Genomic DNA, 20318 nt, shown 5'->3' with positions numbered 1-20318 from the left:
CGCGGTTCAGAGAGCGCTCTCACGCTCTTGACACGCGTTCCCGGGAGGGTGACATTGACCCGCACCAGAGGGCACGCGACACAACGCCTGCTCCCCTCACTGTGGGAGGTCCCCCCGCCATGACCCCACTGAGAAGACGGCCCCGGCGCCGGTCCGCCCCGGCCGTGCTCACCGCCGTGCTCGCCGCCGTGCTCCCGGCGGCCGTCGCCACGGCCGCGGCGCCGCGACCCGCCGCCGCCACCGTCCCGCCGCCCCCGGCGGGCTGGAGCCTGGTGTGGAGCGACGACTTCGACGGCCCCGCCGGAGCCCGTCCCGCACCGGAGAACTGGATCATCGACACCGGGCACGGCTACCCGGGAGGCCCGCCCAACTGGGGTACCGGCGAGATCCAGAACTACACCGCCGACCCCGCCAACGTGAGCCTGGACGGCGGCGGCAACCTGCGGATCACCCCGCTGCGGAGCGCGTCGGGAGAGTGGACGTCGGCCCGGATCGAGACCCGGCGCGCCGACTTCAAGCCCGCCGACGGGCGCGTCCTGCGGATCGAGGGCCGGATCCGGATGCCCGACGTCACCGGCGAGCAGGCGCTGGGCTACTGGCCCGCCTTCTGGGCCCTCGGCGCCCCGTACCGGGGCAACTACCAGAACTGGCCGTCGATCGGCGAGTTCGACGTCATGGAGAACGTCAACGGGATCAACTCGGTCTGGGGCGTGCTGCACTGCGGCGTGAACCCCGGCGGTCCCTGCAACGAGCCCAACGGGATCGGGGCCAGCCGCGCCTGTCCGGGCACCTCCTGCCAGGCGGGCATGCACACCTACCGCTTCGAGTGGGACCGGAGCGTCACCCCCGACCAGCTCCGCTGGTACGTGGACGGCCAGCAGTTCCACAGCGTCGGCCAGAACCAGCTCGACGCCGCCACCTGGTCGAACATGACCGGGCACGGCGGCTACTTCCTGCTGCTCAACGTCGCCATGGGCGGCGCGTTCCCCAACGGCGTCGCCGGGCGCGCCACGCCCACCGCCGCCACCGTCCCGGGACGTCCCATGCTCGTCGACTACGTCGCGGTCTGGCAGAGCGGCGGCCCGCAGGAACCGCCGCCCGGCGGGGTGGACGCCCGCTCGACCATCCAGGCCGAGAGCCGCCAGGCCCAGTCGGGCACGCGGCTCGAGACCACGACCGACAGCGGCGGCGGCCAGAACGTCAGCCACATCAGCGACGGCGACTGGCTGCGCTACGACGGCGTCGACTTCGGGAGCGCCCCGGCGACGCAGTTCCGCGCGAGGGTCGCCTCGGGCGCGGCGAGCGGGATCAGCGGGCGGGTCCAGGTGCGGCTGGGCAGCCCGACGGGCCAGGTCGTCGGTGAGTTCTCCGTCGCCGACACCGGCGGGTGGCAGAGCTGGCGGACGGTGCCCGCCAACATCTCACCGGTGACCGGCAGGCACACGGTCTACGTCACGTTCAGCAGCGGCCAGCCGGCCGACTTCGTCAACCTCAACTGGATGACCTTCGCCGGCTGACGGCGTCCCGCGACCGGCCGCCGGACCGGGCCCGGCGGCCGGTCCGGTGGTCGACCGCGCACTACGATGGCCGTATGCCAGAGCGCGAGCACGCCGCGTCCCCGGTGGCCCACCACCACGAGTGGACCCCCGACCGGGAGCAGTTCGAGCGGGCGAGCGCGGTGTTCGCCCTGCTGGCGGATCCGACGCGGCTGCACCTGCTGTGGCTGCTGGCCGAGGGCGAGGCCGACGTGACCGAGCTGACCTCCGCCAGCGGCGGGGCCCGGCCCGCCGTCAGCCAGCACCTGGCCAAGCTCCGCCTGGCGGACCTCGTCCGGTCCCGGCGCGAGGGGCGGCGCGTGGTGTACTCGCTGCGCGACGGGCACCTGCGCGGCCTCGTCAACGAGGCGCTGAACCACGCCGACCACCTGATGACCGGCGAACCCTGGCACGACTGAGCCGTGTTGCAAAGCCCTGGCCCACGGCACTCGCCCGGGGGGCTCGCACCTCACCAGGTCTTGGCGAGCGCGCCATCGCTTCGCGATCTTCCCGGTGGGGCTCGCCTCCGGCATCGCCCCACCGCTCAGGTCACGCGCTCGCGCGGTGGCTGAGGGCACCTTGAACACTCGCCAGGCGGTGTTCGAAAGCCCTGGTCTACGGAGCTCGCCTGGCAGCTCGCGTCTCACCAGGTCCTGGCAAGTACAAGATCGCTTCGCGATCTGACCTTCGAGCCCTCGCCTCCGGCTTCGGGCCCGCAGGCCGGGTAACGCGCTCGCGTGCGCGCCTCTGTGAAACAGGCCCTGGCCCCCCTCCGCCTCCCGGGAATGGATCGGCACCCCTCTGGGTTCATTATGTGCGCAAGTACGCACATAATGAACTGTCGAGTCGTCACCGAGAGGGCAGGGGCCATGTTCGCCGTTCTCCGTCACCGCACCTACCGGCACCTGTTCGCGGCGCAGGCCATCGCCCTGGTGGGCACCGGGCTCGCGACCGTGGCGCTGAGCCTGCTCGCCTACGACCTGGCCGGAGGGGACGCCTCCGCCGTGCTCGGCACCGCGCTGGCCATCAAGATGGTCGCCTACGTCGTCGTCTCGCAGATGGTCGGCGCCGTCGCGGACCGCCTGCCGCGCCGCGCCCTGATGGTGACCACCGACCTGGTCCGGGGCGGCGTCGCGCTCGCCCTGCCGTTCGTGACCGAGGTCTGGCAGGTGTACGTCCTGATCTTCCTGCTCCAGTCCGCCTCGGCCGCGTTCACCCCGACCTTCCAGGCGACCATCCCCGAGGTGCTGCCCGCCCGGGGCGACTACACCCGTGCCCTGTCGCTGTCGCGGCTCGCCTACGACCTGGAGAGCCTGTTCAGCCCGGTGCTCGCCGCCGGACTCCTCACCCTGATCAGCTACAACTGGCTGTTCTTCGGCACCGTGCTGGGGTTCCTGGCCTCGGCCGCGCTCGTGGTCTCGGTCGTGCTGCCCAGGCCGGCGCCGGCCGCCCGCACCGGCGGCGCGCTCGCCAAGGCGACCTACGGGGCCAGGCTGTTCGGCGCCGCCGCCTCCCTGCGCGCCCTGCTGGCGTTGAACGTGGCGGTCGCGGCGGCCGGCTCGATGGTCGTGGTCAACACCGTGGTCCTGGTCCGCGAGCAGCTCGGCCGGGGCACCGGCGACGTCTCCCTGGCGCTGGGCGCGTTCGGGGCCGGGTCGATGGCGGTGGCGCTGCTGCTGCCGCGCGTCCTGGACAGGTTCGAGGCCCGGACCGTGATGCTGCCCGCCGCCGCCGTGCTGTTCGCGGTGCTCGGCGTCCTCACCGCCGGGCTGGCGGCGGGCGCGCTGACCTTCGCCGCGCTGCTGGCCGCGTGGGCGGTGCTGGGGGCCGCCACCTCGGCGGTGCTGACCCCGGCCGGCAACCTGATCCGGGGCGCGGTGCGCCCGGCCGACCTGCCCGCCGCGTTCGCCGCGCAGTTCTCCCTGTCCCACGCCGCCTGGCTGGTCACCTACCCGCTCGCCGGGTGGCTGGCCGCCGGGGCCGGGATGACCGCCGCCGCGGGCGCGCTCACCGTGATCGGGGCCGGCGCCGCCGTCGCCGCCCGGGCGCTGTGGCCCACCCGCGCCGCCGCGGTCCCCGCGTCGCCGCGCGGCGGGCGGGTCGCCGCCGGACACGACCTGGCCGCCTGAGGCCCGCGCGCCGGTCGCGGCCCCCGCGACCGGCTATGCTCCGGCCGACCCCCGGACGGAATGGAACCCATGAACACCTTTGTCGCGCTGGACGTCGGCGGAACGTCGATGAAGGGCGGACTGGTCGCCGCCGACGGGACCGTGCTGCTCGCCGAGTCCCGCTCCACCGGACGCGAGCGCGGGCCGGACGCCGTCGTCACCGCCGTCGGGGACTTCGCCGCCGAGCTGGCCGGACGGGCCGGGAACCCGCCGGTCGCCGCCGGGGTCGCCGTTCCCGGCATCGTGGACGAGGCGGCCGGGACCGCCGTCTACTCGGCCAACCTCGGCTGGCGCGACACCCCCCTGCGCGCCCTGCTGGAGGCGCGCCTCGGGATGCCGGTCGGGCTCGGGCACGACGTGCGCACCGGCGGGCTGGGCGAGGCCGCGCACGGCGCGGGGCGCGGCCGGGGCGACTTCCTGTTCGTGCCGCTGGGCACCGGGATCGCCGCCGCGATGATCATCAACGGGTCGCCGTACCCGGGCGCGACCGGGGCGGGCGGCGAGATCGGCCACATGGTGGTGCGGCCCGGCGGCGAGGCGTGCGCCTGCGGCCAGGCCGGCTGCCTGGAGGTCTACTCCTCCGCCTCGGCGCTGCCCCGCCGCTACGGGGACGCGTCGCTGCGGACCGAGGACGTCCTCGCGCGGGCCGCCGCGGGCGACCCGGTCGCCGCCCGCGTGTGGGAGGAGGCCCTGGACGCCCTCGCCGACGCGCTGACGGCGGCGACGATGCTGCTGGACCCGTCCCTGGTCGTGCTGGGCGGCGGGCTCGCCGGGAGCGGGGAGCGCCTGACCGTCCCGCTGGCCGGCCGGCTGGCGGCGCGCTTCACGTTCCGCGAGCCGCCGCCGCTGGCGCTCGCCGAACTCGGCGCGCAGGCCGCGATGCACGGCGCCGCGATCCTGGCCGCCCGCGCCCTGACCGGCTCGAACGTCTGACCGGCTCGAACGTCTGGTCCCTGTTTCAGGAGCCCTGGCCCGCGGCGCTCGCCTGGAGCCCGCTTCTCACCGGGTCCTGGCGGGCGCGGCATCGCTGCGCGATCTGATCCGCGGGCCCTCGCCTCCGGCGTCGGGCCCGCGGATCAGGGAGCGCGCTCGCGTGCGTGGCCGGGGCCACTCCGAAACAGGCCCTGGAGCCGGTGGCCAAGGCCCGGCCGCGGTCACGAACGGACGCGCGCCGCCGCCTTGGACGCCTTCTCCGCGGCGACGGCCTTGGCCTTGGACCCCTGGACCACCGCCTGCTCGCGGGCGATCCCGGCCCCGGCCTTCGCCCCGGCGCCCGCCTTGGCCGCCAGCGTGTCCACCTGCCGGCGGGCCCGGTCCCAGCGGCTCATCCTGGTGCGGCGCCGCCACCACAGGAACACCGCGACCGCGCAGGCCAGGGCGCCGGCGGTCCCGGCGCCGGACCAGACGACGGGCTTGCCCCCGAGCCTGCTCCCGCCGGAGTCCAGGTTCTCGCGCGTGCGCACGCCGTCCTCGTGCAGTTCCTCGGGCGAGCTCTGCGGCTCCCCCTGCGGAACGCCGATCCCGGCGGTGTTCGGAGCCTTCTGGGTCGTCATCGCCTTCCCCTCTCGCGACGCTTACGGACGCAACCGCCGTACCCGTTCCGTCCGTCCCAAACGTCCCGGTCCGAAAACCGTGCGGGGATCGGCGGCGGGAGTCGCTAGGGTGCGGGCGCATGAGCGAGGAGATCGTCAAGGGGCGGGAGCTCCTGGAGGCAGGGGACGTCGGCGGGCTGATCCGGCATCTGCGGTTCACCGCGGAGGGGCTGCCGGTCGTCGAGGTGGCGCGGCTGCTGGAGGGTGCCGCCGGGCTGTCGGGGTTCGACGACCTGCGGGAGGCGTCGGGGGCCGTGGTGCGGGAGCCCGCCTCCCCGCAGGCGCTCTACGACTTCGGGTACGCCTGCATCGAGCGCGGGGTGCCCGAGCTGGGCGTCCCGGCGTTGCGGGAGGCCCTGGAGCTGACCGGCGGGGCGCCGCCGGTGCTGCGGGAGCTGGCGGCGGCGCTGGAGCGGGCCGAGCGGCACCGCGAGGCCGTGGAGGTCCTCCAGGCGCACGACGCGGCGCTGGAGCCGTGGCCCGACCGGTACCTGCTGGCGCTCAACGCATTGCTGGCGGGAGGGCTGGAGATCGCCGACCGCGAGCTGGCGGCGCTGCCCGCCCCGCCCGACGACGGGTTCGCGTGGGCGCACGGGCGGTTGCGGCGCATGGTCGGGCGGGCCCGCGCGGCGCACGGCGCCGGCCCCATGGACGAACGCGACCTGCGCGGCTGGCACTTCGCGCTCACCGGCGGGCTGCTCGGCGAGATCTCGCCCTACGGCTACGACGAGGGCATGGTCGGGCGCTACGCCTACACGCAGGTCAGCCCGGGGAGCTGCGTGCGCGGGCTGCTGCGGCTGCGGGCGGTGCTGGAGGCGACCGGGGCACGGCCCCGGTCGGTGTCGCTGCTCCCCGAACGGTCCTCGCACATCCTCGGGCTGGTCGCCGCGCGGGTGCTCGGGCTGCCCGCCGCGCCGTTCCGGCCGGACGCCGCCGCCGAGACGGTGGTGGTCGCGTTCGACCTGAACGACGCCGACGACGACTCCCTGCGCGCCCTGCACGACCGCGCCCCCGGCCAGGTCCTGTACGAGCACGCCACCTGCTGGACCGACCCGCCCGCCGTCAGCGCCGACATGTCGGGGCTGCTGCACCAGGTGGCCGTCACGCCGTGGGGCGAGCGGATGCGCATGGTGCGGGAGGGCGAGCCGGAGACCGTCCCGGCCGACGACCGGCCCGCCGAGACGATCGCGCAGGAGATCGCGCAGGCCGGTCCGGAGACCGGCGACGAGGTCGCGCCCGGCGGCACCGACGCGGACCTGGCGCGGTTCGCCGCCGCCGTCGCGGGGCACTGGCTGGCCGGGCCGCGCGACCGGTGCCCCTACACCGGCCCCGTGCGGAGCTCCCGGTTCATGTGACCCTATGCTGGCGCGCGGCGGACCGTAGCGCAGAGGTCGTCGCGCCCGGTCTCCAAAACCGGGAGGACGCCGGTTCGAATCCGGCCGGTCCGCCCCGCGCGGGATCGTAGCGCAGAGGTCGTCGCGCCGCCTTGCCAGGGCGGAGGACGCCGGTTCGAATCCGGCCGATCCCACCGCGGGGAATGATGCGGGAAATGTCGGATCAAGCCGCTATGCTGCCGCACGGCAAGGCCGTAGCGCAGAGGTCGTCGCGCCCGAGCTGCAAGCTGGAGGACGCCGGTTCGAATCCGGCCGGCCTTGCCCCAGAACGCCGAAGGAGCCGCGAAGGAGCACCGTGTCGTCCCTCCCCAGCCCGGCCGGTGCGGCGGCGGGGGACGACGGCCCGGAGGCCCTGCCGGACGCCGCCGAGATCGAGACGTGCCTGCGGGTGCTGGCGCGGGCCAGGGGCACCGACCCCGACGACCCGCGCTGGCGTCCGGTGCACGAGGCCGCCGCGCAGACGTACCGGTCGGGCAAGAAGGCCCGCAAGGCGGCGCGGCTGGACGAGCGGCGGCGGCACGACCGCGAGGCGCTGGCGCGGAGCACGCGGTTCCGCGAGCAGGACCCCGGCTTCGAGCGGCCCGCCGTCGAGGCCCCCGCCGCCGGGACGCCGCGCGGGGAGGCCCGGCGGCTGCGGGCGGACCGGCGCTGCTACGTGTGCAAGCAGCGCTACCGGGAGGTCCATCCCGACTACCACCTGATGTGCCCCGGGTGCGCGGCGGAGAACGTCGCGCGCCGTCACGCCCGGTGCGACCTGCGCGGGCGCCGCGCGCTGCTCACCGGCGGCCGGATCAAGATCGGGTTCTGGACGGCGCTGAAGATGCTGCGCGACGGGGCTGAGGTGATGGTCACCACCCGGTTCCCGCGCGACGCCGCGCGGCGGTTCGCGGCCGTGCCCGACTCGGCCGAGTGGCTGCACCGGCTGCACGTCCACGGCGTGGACCTGCTGGACCTGCCCGGCGTGGCGCGGCTGCTGGAGACCGTCCACGAGCGGTTCGACCACCTCGACATCCTCGTCAACAACGCCGCCCAGACGATCCGGCGGCCCGCCGCCTACCACCGCGAGGTCCGGGCGGCCGAGGCCGAGCCGCTGCCGGGCACGGCCGCCCGGATCGCGCTGACCGGCGGCGCCGGGGCGCCCGGCGGGACGCCGGCGCTGCCGGTGCCCGCCGACGAGGCGCTGTTCCCGGCGGGCCGCGTCGACGAGACCGGGCAGCCCCTCGACCTGCGCGACCGCAACAGCTGGGTGCTGCGGCTGCACGAGGTGGACCCGGCCGAGTGGCTGGAGGTGCAGATGGTGAACGCGTTCGCGCCGTTCCTGCTGACCTCCCGGCTGCGCGGGCTGATGGAGGCGTCGCCGTTCCCGGACCGGTACGTGGTGCAGGTGTCGGCGATGGAGGGCAGCTTCTCGCGCAGGGGCAAGACCGTGCGGCACCCGCACACCAACATGGCCAAGGCCGCGCTGAACATGCTGACCCGCACCTCGGCCGCCGACTACGCCGCGTCCGGAATCCACATGACCAGCGTGGACACCGGGTGGGTCACCGACGAGCGGCCGCACCCGGACAAGCAGGCGCAGCGGGCGGTGGGGTTCCGGCCGCCGCTGGACGTGATCGACGGCGCGGCGCGGGTCTACGACCCGGTGGTGCGCGGGGTCGGCGGCGGCGAACGGCTGTCCGGCCTGTTCCTGAAGGACTACCGACCGGTGGAGTGGTGATGACCGAGCCGACCCCCGGGCCGACGCCCGAGCCGACCCCCGTGCGCTGCCCGGCGATCGAGCACGCCGACGTCCCGCCCGCCGACCCGGCCGGGCTGGACCCGCTGCTGGCGCGGCTGGCCGACGCCGCGCCGGTCACCGGCGACGAGACGTTCCCGCTGGGGACGCTGCGCGCCGACGGCCGCGTGGACCTGTGCAAGCAGGGCCTCGGCGCGGCGGGCGTGGCGCGGCTGGTCCCGGCGGCGGTGGCGTCCCCGCACGCCGCGCACCTGCTGCTGGGCACCAACGCGATGGGCGGCGAGGGCGCGCGGACGATCGCGGCGGCGCTGGCGCCGGGCCACGGCGTCGAGACGCTGTACCTGGGCTGCAACCGCATCGACGCCGCGGGCGCGGCCGCGCTCGCCGACCGGCTGGCCTCCGACGGGACCGTGCGGGCGCTGTGGCTCAAGCGCAACCCGGTCGGCGACGAGGGGGCGCGGGCGGTCGCGGCGATGCTGCGCCGCAACACCGCGATCCGCACGCTCGACATGGTCAACACCGGGCTGTCCGCGGACGGCCTGCGGGCGCTGCTGGAGGCGCTGGTGGCGCGGGACCGGCCGCTGGAGAGGATCTTCCTGGGCGGCAACGGGTTCGGGCCCGACGCCGCCGGCCTGCTGGCGGCGCTGGTGCGGGACGCGGGGGTGCGCGAGGTGTACGCGCCCGCCAACCATCTGGGCGACGCGGGCGCGCGGACGCTGGCGGGGGCCGCCGACCCGGACCGGCCCGTCCGGCTCGGCCTCGGCGGCAACGGGATCGGCCCGGCGGGCGCGGCGGCCCTGGCCGGGGCGCTGGCCGGGATCGAGGCGCTGGACCTGGGGCGCCCGCCGTCGCAGCGCGCGCTGGGCGCGCCGTCCAACGCGACCGGCGACGCGGGCGCGCACGCGCTGGCCGAGGCCCTGCCCGGCAGCCCGCTGCGGCGGCTGGACCTGCGGCACACCGGGATCACCGGGCGCGGCGCGAAGGCGCTGCTGGCCCGGCTCGACGGCGGGACGCGGCTGGAGCACGTGGGGCTCGGTCCGGGCGTGCCGCGCCGGGTGAAGCGGGCGTTCGCGGCGTGCCTGCGCCCGGAGGCCGGCCCGCACCCCGACGTCCACGCGATCGGCAGCCTCTACCGTTGAACCGGCGGGCCCGACTCAACCGGCTCCGCGTCCTGCGGTACGCCCTGCCGCGCCGGATGATCGAGAAGGCGACGCGGGCGCGGCTGGCCGGGGACTGGCGCGGCGCGTGCGCGGCCGCGTGGTGCGACGCGGGGCCGGAGCTGGACGCCGCGCCCGCCGAGGTCGAGGGCGACCTGCGGCACCTCGTGCCCGACCTGCTGCGCTGGCACGTGCCGCGGATCAGCGAGGGCGACGTCTCGATCCTCGGCCACCGGGTGCTGGTCCTGGCCCGGTACGGCGACGCCGCGCTGTACGTGCGCACGCCGCTGAAAGCGGAGGCCCCGCAACGGCTGCGGCTGTGCCTGGGCCCGCCCCCGCTGGGGGCCCCGGCCGAGGACGGGCTTCCGCTGCACGGCGAGGACTGGACCGGGCTGCGGCACCTGTGGGACGCGCGGCACGCGGGGGAACTGCTCGCGCGGCGTTTCGGCGGGGACCGCGCGCCGTTCCTGCGCCCCGACGGCACTCCCCTGGGCGAGGACGAACTACCCGGCCGCTGCCCCGGCCACGACGACCCCGTGGCGCACGCCGAGTGGGTGACGCGACTCCAGGAACAAGGACAGGAGCAGTTGGGGGCCGCCTACCGCTGCCTGGGGCTCGACCGCCTCGGCGGCCGCGCGTACGACCCCGAGGAGATGTGGGACCTCACCCGGCTGATGCGCGAACCGGCCCTGGACCTGTACGCGTTCGCGCGGGCGCTGCGGGAGTGGCACGCGCGCGGCGCGGAACGCGTCCGGATCAGCATGCTGTGGGCCGACGCCGCGGTGACCCTCGACGGGATGCGCGTCGAGTACGGCCCCTCCGACGCGTTCGCCGGGCTGCCGTCGGTCCCGGAGGCGGTCTGGCACAAGCTGCCGGATCTGGAGCTGCTGCGCACCGGACTGGCCACCCCCGAGGACCTGCATCCGCTGGTCCGGGACGCGCTGTGCCCGGCGCGCCCCCCGGCCGGCGGCCCGGTCGGCCCGCCCGGCCCCGAGCCGCCCGCCCCGGTGACGATCCGCTGCCAGGGCGAGGAGCACGAGATCGCGGTGCGCGACGGCCGCCTGGTGACGCCGCACTCCCCCGAGGAGCTCCAGCGCGAACGGGCGCTGCGCGCGTTCGGCGGCACGTCCGTCGCGTGCCTGGCGGTCCTGGACGCCTGGAGCACCGGCGAGGGGAAGCTCCCGCCGAAGCTGCGGGAGATCCGGCTCGACCTGTTCCGGCGGATGGAGGCGGGCGACACCGACGGCGTGCTGGCGCTGCTGGACGCCGGGTTCGACCCGCGCGTCCGCGACGCGCGGAGACGCACCCTGCTGCACCACGTCCACCACATGGACCACCGGGTGCTGCTGCCCCGGCTGCTGGCGGCCGGGCTCGACGTCAACGCCGAGGACGGCGCGGGCCGCACCCCGCTGATGCTGGCGGTGAGCGACCACGGTTCGCCCGACGTCGTGCGGGCGCTGCTGGAGGCGGGGGCGCGCGTCGACGTGGCCGACGTGCTCGGCAACACGCTGTCGGTGCTGATCCGCGGCCGCGGCGACCTGGGCTTCCTGGCGGAGCGTCTGCCGCGCGACGAGGGGCGTGCGGACCGGTGAACATTCCGCGGGGCTGGCTGTCCGGGGGCCTCAGGGACTGGTGGCGGATCCGCCGGTACGCCGTGCCGCGGTGGATGATCGAGCGCGCCACCGAACGGCGGCTGGCCGGGGACTGGCGCGGCGCGTGCGCCGCCGCCCGCGTGGACGTCGACATCGACCCCGCCTACCTCACCCCCGAGATCGAGGACGACCTGCGGCACCTCGCGCCCGACCTGCTGCGCTGGCACGCGCCCCGCCGCCTCACCGGCAGCACCGCCCTCGACCCGCGCCGGGCGCTGGTCCTGGCCCGCCACGGCGGCGCGGCGTTGTACGCGCTCACGCCGCCCGGGGCCGAGGCCCCCCAGACGCTGCGGCTGCGGATCGGCACGCCGCCCGGCGGCGACCGCGCCCTGCCCCACGAGGACTGGACCGTCCTGCGGTACCTGTGGGACGCGCGGCAGGCACCGGACCTGCTCCTCCACCGGTGGGGCCGCCGCGACCGCGCGCCCCGCCTGACCGCCGAGGGCGAGCCGCCGGGCCCGGAGGACCGGCGGGACGCCCGCCACGAGTTCGGCTTCCCGGAGGCCGCGGAGGAGACGGCCCTCCCCGGGGGGCTGCTGTTCCACTCGTACATCGACCCGGTCGCGTTCGCGCGGACCCTGCGGTCGCTGCGGGAAGGCGGCACCGAGCGGGTCCGGATCGCGGTCGGATCCGGAGGGACCTGGTCGGTGGACACCGAGGGGCCGCGCGTCCGCGAGCGGAACCACCGGGACGTCGCGGACCTGCCGGAGCTTCCCTGCGTCGCCTGGCGCAGGCTGCCCGACCTGGAGCTGCTGCGCACCGGCGTGCTGACCCCCGAGGACCTGCATCCGCTGGTCCGGGACGCGCTGTGCCCGGCGCGTCCCCCGGCTGACGGTCCGGTCGGCCCGCCCGACCCGGAGCTGCCCGAGCCCGTCCGGGTCCGGTGCCGCGACGAGTGGCACGAGATCGCGTTGCGGGACGGGAGGCTGTGCACCCCGCACGCCCCCGAGGAGCGCGACCGGGAACTGGCGCTGGGCGCGCTCGGCGGCCCGGCCGCCAGGTGCGCGTCCGTCATGGCCGCCTGGGCGAACGCCGGACGGAAGCTCCCCTCGGTCCTGCGGGAGGCGCGGATCGGGTTGTTCCTGCGCATGCACGCGGGCGACGCCGAAGGCGTGCTGGCGTTGCTGGACGCCGGGTTCGACCCACGCGTCCGCGACGCGCGAAGACGCACCCTGCTGCACCACATCCACCAGGTCGACCACCGGATGCTGCTGCCCCGGCTGCTGGCGGCCGGGCTCGACGTCAACGCCGAGGACTCCGACGGACTCACCCCGCTCCACGTGGCCGTCTGTCACCACGGATCCCCCGAGGTCGTGCGAGCACTGCTGGAGGCGGGCGCGCGCCCCGACACCGCCCGCCGCTCCCTGGCCCGCCTGATCCGCAAACACGAGCGTGACAACCTGGCCTTCCTGCTGACCGAGGAGGCAGCCGATGAATGACTGGGAGCTGTCGATCTGGCGGACGGCGCGCCGGTACGCGGTGCCGCGGTGGATGATCGAGCGCGCCACCGAACGCCGCCTGGCCGGGGACTGGCGCGGCGCCTGCGCCGCCGCCCACATCGACGTCGACATCGACCCCGCCGACCTCACCCCCGAGATCGAGGACGACCTGCGGCACCTCGCGCCCGACCTGCTGCGCTGGCACCTGCCGCGCGGCTCCCAGCAGCTCACGACCGTGGTGATCAACCGCGTGGTGGTGCTCGCGCGGCGCGGCGCGGACCTCCTGTACGTGCTGACCCCGCCGGTTCCCGCCGGGGCGCAGCGGTTGCGGCTCGGGTTCGGCCCGCCGCCCCCGGAGGCGGCGGACTTCCTCCGGGAGGACTGGAGCGGGCACCGGTGCCTGTGGGACGCGCGGCGCGCGGGCGGGCTGCTGACGCTGTGGGGCGGGGACCGGCCGCCGTTCTTCCACGCCGACGGCACGCCGCTCACCGACGCCGAACTGCCCGCGGGCGACCCCGGCCCGGACGATCCGGTCGCCCGCGCCGAGTGGCTGACGCTGCGCCGCGACCGCGACGGCCTGGAGAAGGCGCTCACCGACGCCGGTCTGGACGCGTTGCTGGCGCGCACGGACAGGGCCGTCAACGTCGGGTGGCTGCGCGTCCTGGCGATCGACCCGGCGCTGTTCGACCGGATGGTGCGCGGGCTGCGCGAGGCGGGCGTGGAACAGACCTGCCTGACCTACCAGTCCTACCGCTTCCGCCTGGACACGCGCCTCCCCCACCTGCGTTTCCTGGGACACGCCAGCGTCTCCTCTCCGGCGGTCCCGTCCGGCTCGGCCCCGCCCGAGCAGACCTGGCGCGAGCTGCCCGACCTGGCGCTGCTGCGCGCCGGGCGGATCACGCCGGAGGAGCTGCATCCGCTGGTCCGCGACGCGCTCTTCCCGGCGCGGCCCCCGGCGGACCGGCCGGTGGGCCCGCCCGACCCCGAGCTGCCCACCCCGTTCCGGATCCGCTGCCGAGACCGGGAATGGCACCTGGTCTCGCTGCGCGACGGGCGGCTCGACATGCCGCACACCGCGGAGGAGCAGCGGCGCGAGCAGGCCGTGGTGGCGCTCGGCGGCACGACCACCGGCTGCTTCGCGGCCCAGGAGGCGTGGGCGAACGGCCGCAAGCGCCCGCCCCGGGCGTTGCGCGCGTTCCGCCGGGAGCTGCTGCTGCGCTTCCAGCACGGCGACGCCCCCGGCGTGACCCGGCTGCTGGACGCGGGGCTCGGCCCGCACTTCCGCGACGGCCTCGGGCGCGGGCCGCTGCACCTGCTCCACCTGGTCGACCACGAGGAGCTGCTGCCGCGCCTGCTGGCGGCCGGGCTCGACGTGGACGCCGCCGACCGCGACGGATGGACGCCGCTGTTCACGGCCGTGACCGAGGGCGGCTCGGAACGGTACGTGCGGGCGCTGCTGGAGGCGGGGGCCCGCACCGACACGGTCGACCGGCAGGGGCGCACCCTGGCCACGATGATCCACCACAGGCGCCGTACGGACCTGCGGTTCCTGCACGAGAAGGTGCGGCGCGACCATCCGCACCTGCCGCGTCACCGAGGAGAGCCCGACTGATGGACAACCGCGAGGAGATGTCGTCCTGGACGCTGGTCCGCCGGTACGCGGTGCCGCGCTGGATGATCGAGCAGGCGACCGAACGGCGGCTCGCCGGCGACTGGGCGGGCGCGTGCGCGGCGGCGCACGTGGACGTCGGGTTCGACCTCGCCGAGGTCGCCGGCGGGTACGGCGCGCGGGCGGCCGCCGACCTGGAGGCCGACCTGCGGCACCTCGCGCCCGACCTGCTGCGCTGGCACCTGCCGCGCGTGCTGAACGGCCGTACCTCGGTCGGCACGCTCCGCGCGCTCGTCCTCGGCCGGTACGGCGACGGCGTGCTGCACGTGGTGACGCCGCCGATGGTGGACGGGCCGCAACGGCTGCGGCTGCTGTTCCGGCGCAAGCCCCTGCGCAGGGTGCCGCGCGGGCACACCTCGATCGTCGCCGAGGACTGGAGCGGCGTGCGGCATCTGTGGGACGCCCGGTCCTCCGCCGGCCTGCCGGCCCACTACGGCGGAACCGGCCGGCCGCCGTTCTTCCACGCCGACGGCACGCCGCTCGCCCCGGACGAGCTTCCCGGCACCGCGCCGGACCCCGCCGACACCACCGCCCACCACGAGTGGGTCACGCTGCTGCACGAGCGCGGTGAGCTGGAGGCCGCGTTCGAGGCCGCCGGGGCCGTCCCGGACTTCAGCGACGAGGGCCTGCCGGGCTGGGCCCGGACCGATCCGCGCCGCCTGATGGCGCGGCTGCCGGTGGACCTGGCCCTGCTGGCCCGGGAGAGCCGGGCGCTGGCGGAGCGCGGGACGACGGCGCTGTGGATCTCGTTCGGCTGGTACACCGGTTTCGCCGTCACGCGGGAGTCGCCGCAGGACCCGCCCCGGATGCGCGTCGCCTCCGCCTACGACCTGCGGGGCCTGGACCGGCTGCCCGAGTTCTCCTGGCGGCGGCAGCCGGACCTGAGCCTGCTGCGCGCCGGGCGGATCACCCCGGAGGAGCTGCATCCGCTGGTCCGCGACGCGCTGTTCCCCAAGCGGCCCGCGGCGGACGGTCCGGTGGGCCCGCCCGGCCCCGAGGCGCCCGCTCCGGCGCGCGTGCGCTGCCGGGGCGAGTGGCACGAGGTGCGGATGCGCGACGGCCGGTTCGACATGCCGCACACCGCCGAGGAGCGGCAACGCGAGCAGGCCATGCGGGCGTTCGGCGGCGCGGTCACCGGGTGCTTCGCGGTGCGGGAGGCGCTGACCGGCGGCGAGGGGAGGCTCCCCCGCGCGCTGCGCGGGCAGCGCCGCGACCTGTTCCTGCGGATGCACAACGGCGACACGCGGGGGGTGCTGCGGCTGCTGGACATGGGTGTCGACCCGCGCGTCCGCGACGGCCGCAAACGCACCCTGCTGCACCTGCTCCACCTGGTCGACCACGAGGAGCTGCTGCCGCGCCTGCTGGCGGCCGGGCTGGACCTGGAGGCGACCGACCAGAACGGGCGTACGCCGCTGCACCTGGTGGTCGGCGAGCACGGCCGCGCGCCGCTGGTGCGGGCGCTGCTGGACGCCGGGGCCCGGATCGACGTGGTGGACGAGAGCGACTACTCGCTGGTCGACCTCATGGAGCGCAACGACCGCACCGACCTCCGGTTCCTGCGCGACCGGATCGCCGCCGAGTATCCCGACATCACCGCCCACGACTACTGGGAGTACGACGAGGACGAGGACCCGGAGGACGAGGACGGCGAGTGAGCGGGAACGTCGCGAACGACCTGCGGGTGTGGGAGCTGGTGCGGCGGTACGCGGTGCCGCGGTGGATGATCGAGCGCGCCACCGAACGCCGCCTGGCCGGGGACTGGCGCGGCGCCTGCGCCGCCGCCCACATCGACGTCGACATCGACCCCGCCGACCTCACCCCCGAGATCGAGGACGACCTGCGGCACCTCGCACCCGACCTGCTGCGCTGGCACCTGCCCCGGGACCACGGCGGCACGCACATCGCCGTCCGCCGGGAGCTGGTCCTCGGCGGGTACGGCGGGGCGGTCCTGTACGCGGCCACGCCCCGCGCCCGCAACGCCCCGCAGATCCAGCGGCTCCGGCTCCGCCTGGACCGGAAGGCGCCCGGCCGGTACCGGCCGGCGGACCCGCCCGTCGTCCGCGAGGACTGGTCCGGGCTCCGGCACCTGTGGGACGCGCGGCGCGCCGGCGGGCTGCTCGACCACCACGGACCGGGCGGGCGGCTTCCGTTCCTGCGTCCCGACGGCGTTCCGCTTCCCGAGGGGGAGCTTCCCACCGCCGACCCGAGGCCGGGCGATCCGGCCGCGCGTTCGGAGTGGGTGTTCCTGCTGCGGGAACGCGGCGACCTGGACGGCGCGATCACGGCGGCGGGCCTGACGGCCGTCGAGCCCCGGGGGCGTCCGGGGGCGTGGCGGACGATGACGCTGGTGCGGCACGGGCTGGCGACGCTGGACCTGTCCCTGCTGGCGCGGGCGGGCCGCTCCCTGGCGGGGACGGCGCGGGTGCGCGCGGACGTCTCCTCCCGCCACTGCCTGGTGCTGGAACGCGTCCAGGGCCGGCTGACGCTGAGCGCGGCCGACCCGCGCGACGTCGCGGACGTGCCGGTCCTGCCCGAGCCGTGCTGGCGGACGCCGGACCCGCTGCTGCTGCGCGCCGGGCGGATCACCCCGGAGGAGCTGCACCCGCTGGTCCGCGCGGCGCTGTTCCCCGCGCGCCCGCCCGCCGGGCCGCCCCCGCCCGCGCCGCTCGCTCCCGTCCGGATCCGCTGCCGGGGCGAGCGGCACGAGGCCCGCTGGCGCGGCGGCCGCCTCGACGTCCCCCACCCCGCCGGGGAGCACGAGCGGGAACGCGCCCTGCGGGCGCTCGGCGGGACGATGACCGGCTGCTTCGCCGTGACGGAGGCGTGGACGAGCGGCCGGGGCGGGCTGCCGCCCGCGCTGGAGGCGCTGCGGGAGGAGATCTTCCTGCGGATGGAGCACGGCGACACCCCCGGCGTGCTGCGGCTGCTGGAGGAGGGCGTCGATCCCCGCGTCCGCGACGGCGACGGCCGCACGCTGCTGCACCTGGTGTACCTGGCCGACCACGAGGTGCTGCTGCCCCGGCTGCTGGCGGCCGGGCTGGACCTGGAGGCCGAGGACGGGCACGGGGGCACCCCGCTGTACCGGGCGGTGCTGCACCGGGCCTCGGCCGGATGCGTCCGGGCGCTGGTGGACGCCGGGGCCCGGATCGACGTGGTGAACGAGGGCGGCTGGTCGCTGCGCGACCTGATCAACACGCACCGGTACGCCCACCTGTACTTCCTGCGCGACCGGATCGCGGCCGAGCACCCCGGCCTCGGCCGCGGCCTGCCCGACGAGACGGGAGGCGACGGGTGAGCGACCCGGGGGTGGTCGCCGACCAGGAGCTGGCGTCGTGGGCGCTGGTGCGGCGGTACGCGGTGCCGCGCTGGATGATCGAGCGCGCCACCGAACGCCGCCTGGCCGGGGACTGGCGCGGCGCCTGCGCCGCCGCCCGCGTGGACATCGGGTTCGACCCCGCCGACCTCACCCCCGAGATCGAGGACGACCTGCGGCACCTCGCGCCCGACCTGCTGCGCTGGCACGCGCCGCGCGTGCGGTACGGCCGGGCCGAGCTGTCCCCGCACCAGGGGCTGGTCCTCGGCCGGTACGGCGACGCGGTCCTCTGCGCGGCCACCCCCCTCCACCACGACGGCGCGCAGCGGTTGCGGCTGCGGCTCGTCCCGGCCGGCCCGCGTCCCTCCGGGGCGGACGTTCGGACGGTGGACTGGACGGGTCTGCGGCACCTGTGGGACGCGCGGCGTTCGGCCGGGCTGCTCGCCCACTGCGGGGGCGGCGACCGGCCTCCGTTCTTCCACGCCGACGGCGTCCCGCTCGCCCCCGAGGAGCTTCCCGGCGGCGATCCCGGACGCGGGGACCCGGTCCGGCACGCCGAGTGGGTCGGGCTGCTGCACGAACGCGGCGCTTTCAAGGAGGCGTCGGCCGCCGCCGGGCTCGCCCTCGAAAACATGTGGACGTGGACCGAGGAGCGGTGGCAGCGTCGGGGGCGGGTGGCCCCGGTGGACCTGGCGCTGCTGGGGCGCACGATGCGGGACTCCACGGAACATCACCGGATGGAACTGTCCTGGGATCTCTCGCTGGCCGTGAAGGATGGCGCCATGGTGGAGACCGTGTTCGTGATCGACGCGATCAATCCGCGCCCCTACCTGAACGTTCCGCTGCTCGCGGACGGCCTGTGGCGGCGGCTGCCGGACCTGGACCTGCTGCGCGCCGGGCGGATCACCCCGGAGGAGCTGCATCCGCTGGTGCGCGACGCGCTGTTCCCGGCGCGGCCTCCGGTCGACGGGCCGGTGGGGCCGCCGGGGCCCGCGCTCCCCGTTCCCGTGGCGGTGCCGTGCCGGCGGAGGCAGCACGGGCTGCGGTTCCGCGACGGCGTCCTGGAGGACTCCCACACCTCTCAGGAGCGCGACAGGGAACGGGTCCTGGGGGCGTTCGGCGGCGAGCCCTCGGGGTGCTTCGCCGTGCGGGCCGCCTGGGAGGACGGCCGAGGGCGGCTGCCGGGGGCGCTGCTGCGGCTGCGCAAGGACCTGTTCCGGCGGATGGAGCACGGCGACACCCCCGGCGTGCTGCGGCTGCTGGACGCGGGCGTGGACCCCCGCGTCCGCGACCGGGGCGGCCGCACGCTCCTGCACCTGGTCCACCGGGTGGACCATGAGGTCCTGCTGCCCCGGCTGCTGGCCGCCGGGGTCGATCCGCGTTCCCGGGACCATCTGGACCGTACGCCCACGTGGGCGGTCCGAGACGCGGGCGGTCCGCGGGCGCTGGTCCGGGCCCTGGACGCCGCCGAACAAGACGAGGAGACAGTGTGAACGACCCCCTGGCCGCCGCCGACGAGCTCAACCGGGCCGCGCGCGACTGGCGTTCGGAGCCCGCGCGCAGCACCCAGCTGGAGGCCCTCGCCCTGGCCGTGACCGCGAACCTGCCGGTGCTGCTGTGGGGCGAGCCGGGCATCGGCAAGTCGGCGGGCATGGAACGGCTGGCCGACGGGCTCGGCGTCCCCCTGGAGACGGTGATCGCCAGCGTGCACGAGCCGTCCGACTTCGCCGGGCTGCCGGTGATCGGCGACGATCCGGCCGCCACCGGCGTGCCGATGGCCCCGCCGGACTGGGCGGTGCGGCTGGCGACGGCGGGGCGCGGGCTGGTGTTCTTCGACGAGCTGTCGTCGGCGCCGCCCGCCGTGCAGGCCGCGCTGCTGCGGGTGGTCCTGGAACGCCGCGTCGGCAGCCTGTCGCTGCCCGAGCCGGTGCGGGTCGTGGCCGCCGCCAACCCGCCCTCCAGCGCCGCCGACGGCTGGCACCTCAGCCCGCCGCTGGCCAACCGGTTCGTCCACCTGAACTGGACGCACGACCCCCGCACGGTCGCGCGCGGCCTGGCCGGGACCTGGCCGGAGCTGCGGGTGCCGATGGTGGACCCCGCGAAGACAACCGGCGCGGTCGCCCGGGCGCGCGGCGCGATCTCCGGTTTCCTCACCGCCCGCCCCGGCCTGGTCCACAGCCTGCCCTCCGACGCCGAGGCGCGCGGCGGGCCGTGGCCGTCGCCGCGCAGCTGGGAGATGGCGCTGCGGCTGCTGGCCGCCGGATACGCCACCGGCGTGGCGCGGGACGCGGTCGCGGCGGCGGTGGTCGGCGCGGTCGGCGACGGCGCGGGCCTGGAGCTGCTGAACTACCTGGAGGAACTGGACCTGCCCGACCCCGACCGGGTGCTGGCCGACCCCGACGCGTTCGCGCTGCCCGACCGGGGCGACCGGCAGCTCGCGTTCCTGACCGCCGTGGTCGCCGCCATCCAGGCCGAGCCGACGCGGCGGCGCTGGGAGGCGGGCTGGGCGGTGCTCGCCAAGGCCGTGGACGCGGGCGTGCCGGACGTGGCGGCCCGCGCCGCCGGGGACCTGGCGAAGATGCGCGACACCGACTGGCCGGTGCCCAGCGGCATCGACGGGTTCGTGGACCTGCTGCGGCTGTCCGGCGCGCTCGCGGGCTGAGC

15 protein-coding genes and 3 tRNA genes are annotated in these 20318 nt (G+C 76.5%); 17 read left to right on the top strand and 1 reads right to left on the bottom strand.

Annotated features, from left to right (window positions below; genetic code table 11):
* The first annotated feature begins 119 nt into the window (after positions 1-119).
* From HNR61_RS32565 to HNR61_RS32550, 4 genes are all read left to right on the top strand, one after another.
* Positions 120-1517: a carbohydrate-binding protein gene (locus HNR61_RS32565; protein WP_220510058.1), complete on the top strand. Its 1398-nt coding sequence runs from the start codon at positions 120-122 to the stop codon at positions 1515-1517.
* 74 nt (positions 1518-1591) lie between these two features.
* A complete protein-coding gene (locus HNR61_RS32560; protein ID WP_182846981.1) occupies positions 1592-1954 on the top strand; it encodes an ArsR/SmtB family transcription factor in 363 nt (120 codons plus the stop codon).
* Positions 1955-2404: 450 nt separating this feature from the next.
* Positions 2405-3664: an MFS transporter gene (locus HNR61_RS32555; protein WP_182846980.1), complete on the top strand. Its 1260-nt coding sequence runs from the start codon at positions 2405-2407 to the stop codon at positions 3662-3664.
* A 69-nt stretch (positions 3665-3733) separates the two neighbouring features.
* Positions 3734-4636, top strand: a complete 903-nt coding sequence (locus HNR61_RS32550; RefSeq protein ID WP_182846979.1) for an ROK family protein — start codon at positions 3734-3736, stop codon at positions 4634-4636.
* A gap of 221 nt (positions 4637-4857) precedes the next feature.
* Here the strand turns inward: HNR61_RS32550 and HNR61_RS32545 are convergent, their stop codons facing one another.
* On the bottom strand, positions 4858-5256 hold the full coding sequence (locus tag HNR61_RS32545) for a hypothetical protein (RefSeq protein WP_182846978.1): 399 nt from the start codon (positions 5254-5256) through the stop codon (positions 4858-4860).
* A gap of 119 nt (positions 5257-5375) precedes the next feature.
* Here HNR61_RS32545 and HNR61_RS32540 point away from each other — a divergent pair, with 119 nt between their 5' ends.
* The 13 genes from HNR61_RS32540 to HNR61_RS32480 all read left to right on the top strand — a co-directional run bounded on the left by HNR61_RS32540 (position 5376) and on the right by HNR61_RS32480 (position 20316).
* Positions 5376-6650 carry a tetratricopeptide repeat protein gene (locus tag HNR61_RS32540; protein ID WP_182846977.1) on the top strand — a complete coding sequence of 425 codons (1275 nt, stop codon included), beginning with the start codon at positions 5376-5378 and terminating at the stop codon, positions 6648-6650.
* A gap of 18 nt (positions 6651-6668) precedes the next feature.
* Positions 6669-6743: transfer RNA gene (locus HNR61_RS32535), tRNA-Trp, on the top strand.
* 7 nt (positions 6744-6750) lie between these two features.
* Positions 6751-6823: transfer RNA gene (locus HNR61_RS32530), tRNA-Gly, on the top strand.
* Between the two features lie 54 nt (positions 6824-6877).
* Positions 6878-6950: transfer RNA gene (locus tag HNR61_RS32525), tRNA-Cys, on the top strand.
* A gap of 34 nt (positions 6951-6984) precedes the next feature.
* Positions 6985-8406, top strand: coding sequence for an SDR family NAD(P)-dependent oxidoreductase (locus tag HNR61_RS32520; protein WP_312898206.1), 1422 nt, complete (start codon positions 6985-6987; stop codon positions 8404-8406).
* On the top strand, positions 8406-9563 hold the full coding sequence (locus tag HNR61_RS32515; RefSeq protein WP_182846976.1) for a leucine-rich repeat domain-containing protein: 1158 nt from the start codon (positions 8406-8408) through the stop codon (positions 9561-9563). Before HNR61_RS32520 ends, HNR61_RS32515 begins: the two co-directional genes overlap by 1 nt.
* Positions 9560-11173 (top strand): ankyrin repeat domain-containing protein, encoded by a 1614-nt coding sequence (locus HNR61_RS32510; RefSeq protein WP_182846975.1) that lies wholly within the window; start codon positions 9560-9562, stop codon positions 11171-11173. The genes HNR61_RS32515 and HNR61_RS32510 overlap by 4 nt, the downstream gene beginning before the upstream one ends.
* Positions 11170-12672 carry an ankyrin repeat domain-containing protein gene (locus HNR61_RS50155; RefSeq protein ID WP_182846974.1) on the top strand — a complete coding sequence of 501 codons (1503 nt, stop codon included), beginning with the start codon at positions 11170-11172 and terminating at the stop codon, positions 12670-12672. The genes HNR61_RS32510 and HNR61_RS50155 overlap by 4 nt, the downstream gene beginning before the upstream one ends.
* On the top strand, positions 12665-14284 hold the full coding sequence (locus tag HNR61_RS32500; protein WP_182846973.1) for an ankyrin repeat domain-containing protein: 1620 nt from the start codon (positions 12665-12667) through the stop codon (positions 14282-14284). The genes HNR61_RS50155 and HNR61_RS32500 overlap by 8 nt, the downstream gene beginning before the upstream one ends.
* Complete coding sequence (locus tag HNR61_RS32495) at positions 14284-15996, top strand: ankyrin repeat domain-containing protein (protein WP_182846972.1); 1713 nt, start codon at positions 14284-14286, stop codon at positions 15994-15996. Before HNR61_RS32500 ends, HNR61_RS32495 begins: the two co-directional genes overlap by 1 nt.
* Positions 15993-17636 (top strand): ankyrin repeat domain-containing protein, encoded by a 1644-nt coding sequence (locus tag HNR61_RS32490; RefSeq protein WP_182846971.1) that lies wholly within the window; start codon positions 15993-15995, stop codon positions 17634-17636. Before HNR61_RS32495 ends, HNR61_RS32490 begins: the two co-directional genes overlap by 4 nt.
* Positions 17633-19147: an ankyrin repeat domain-containing protein gene (locus HNR61_RS32485; protein ID WP_182846970.1), complete on the top strand. Its 1515-nt coding sequence runs from the start codon at positions 17633-17635 to the stop codon at positions 19145-19147. The genes HNR61_RS32490 and HNR61_RS32485 overlap by 4 nt, the downstream gene beginning before the upstream one ends.
* Positions 19144-20316, top strand: a complete 1173-nt coding sequence (locus HNR61_RS32480; protein ID WP_182846969.1) for an AAA family ATPase — start codon at positions 19144-19146, stop codon at positions 20314-20316. The genes HNR61_RS32485 and HNR61_RS32480 overlap by 4 nt, the downstream gene beginning before the upstream one ends.
* Positions 20317-20318 lie beyond the last annotated feature (2 nt).

Origin of the sequence: Actinomadura kijaniata, from assembly GCF_014138665.1 — a bacterium.
Taxonomy (GTDB): Bacteria; Actinomycetota; Actinomycetes; order Streptosporangiales; family Streptosporangiaceae; genus Spirillospora; species Spirillospora kijaniata.
This window is presented reverse-complemented; position numbering and strand designations above follow the sequence as displayed.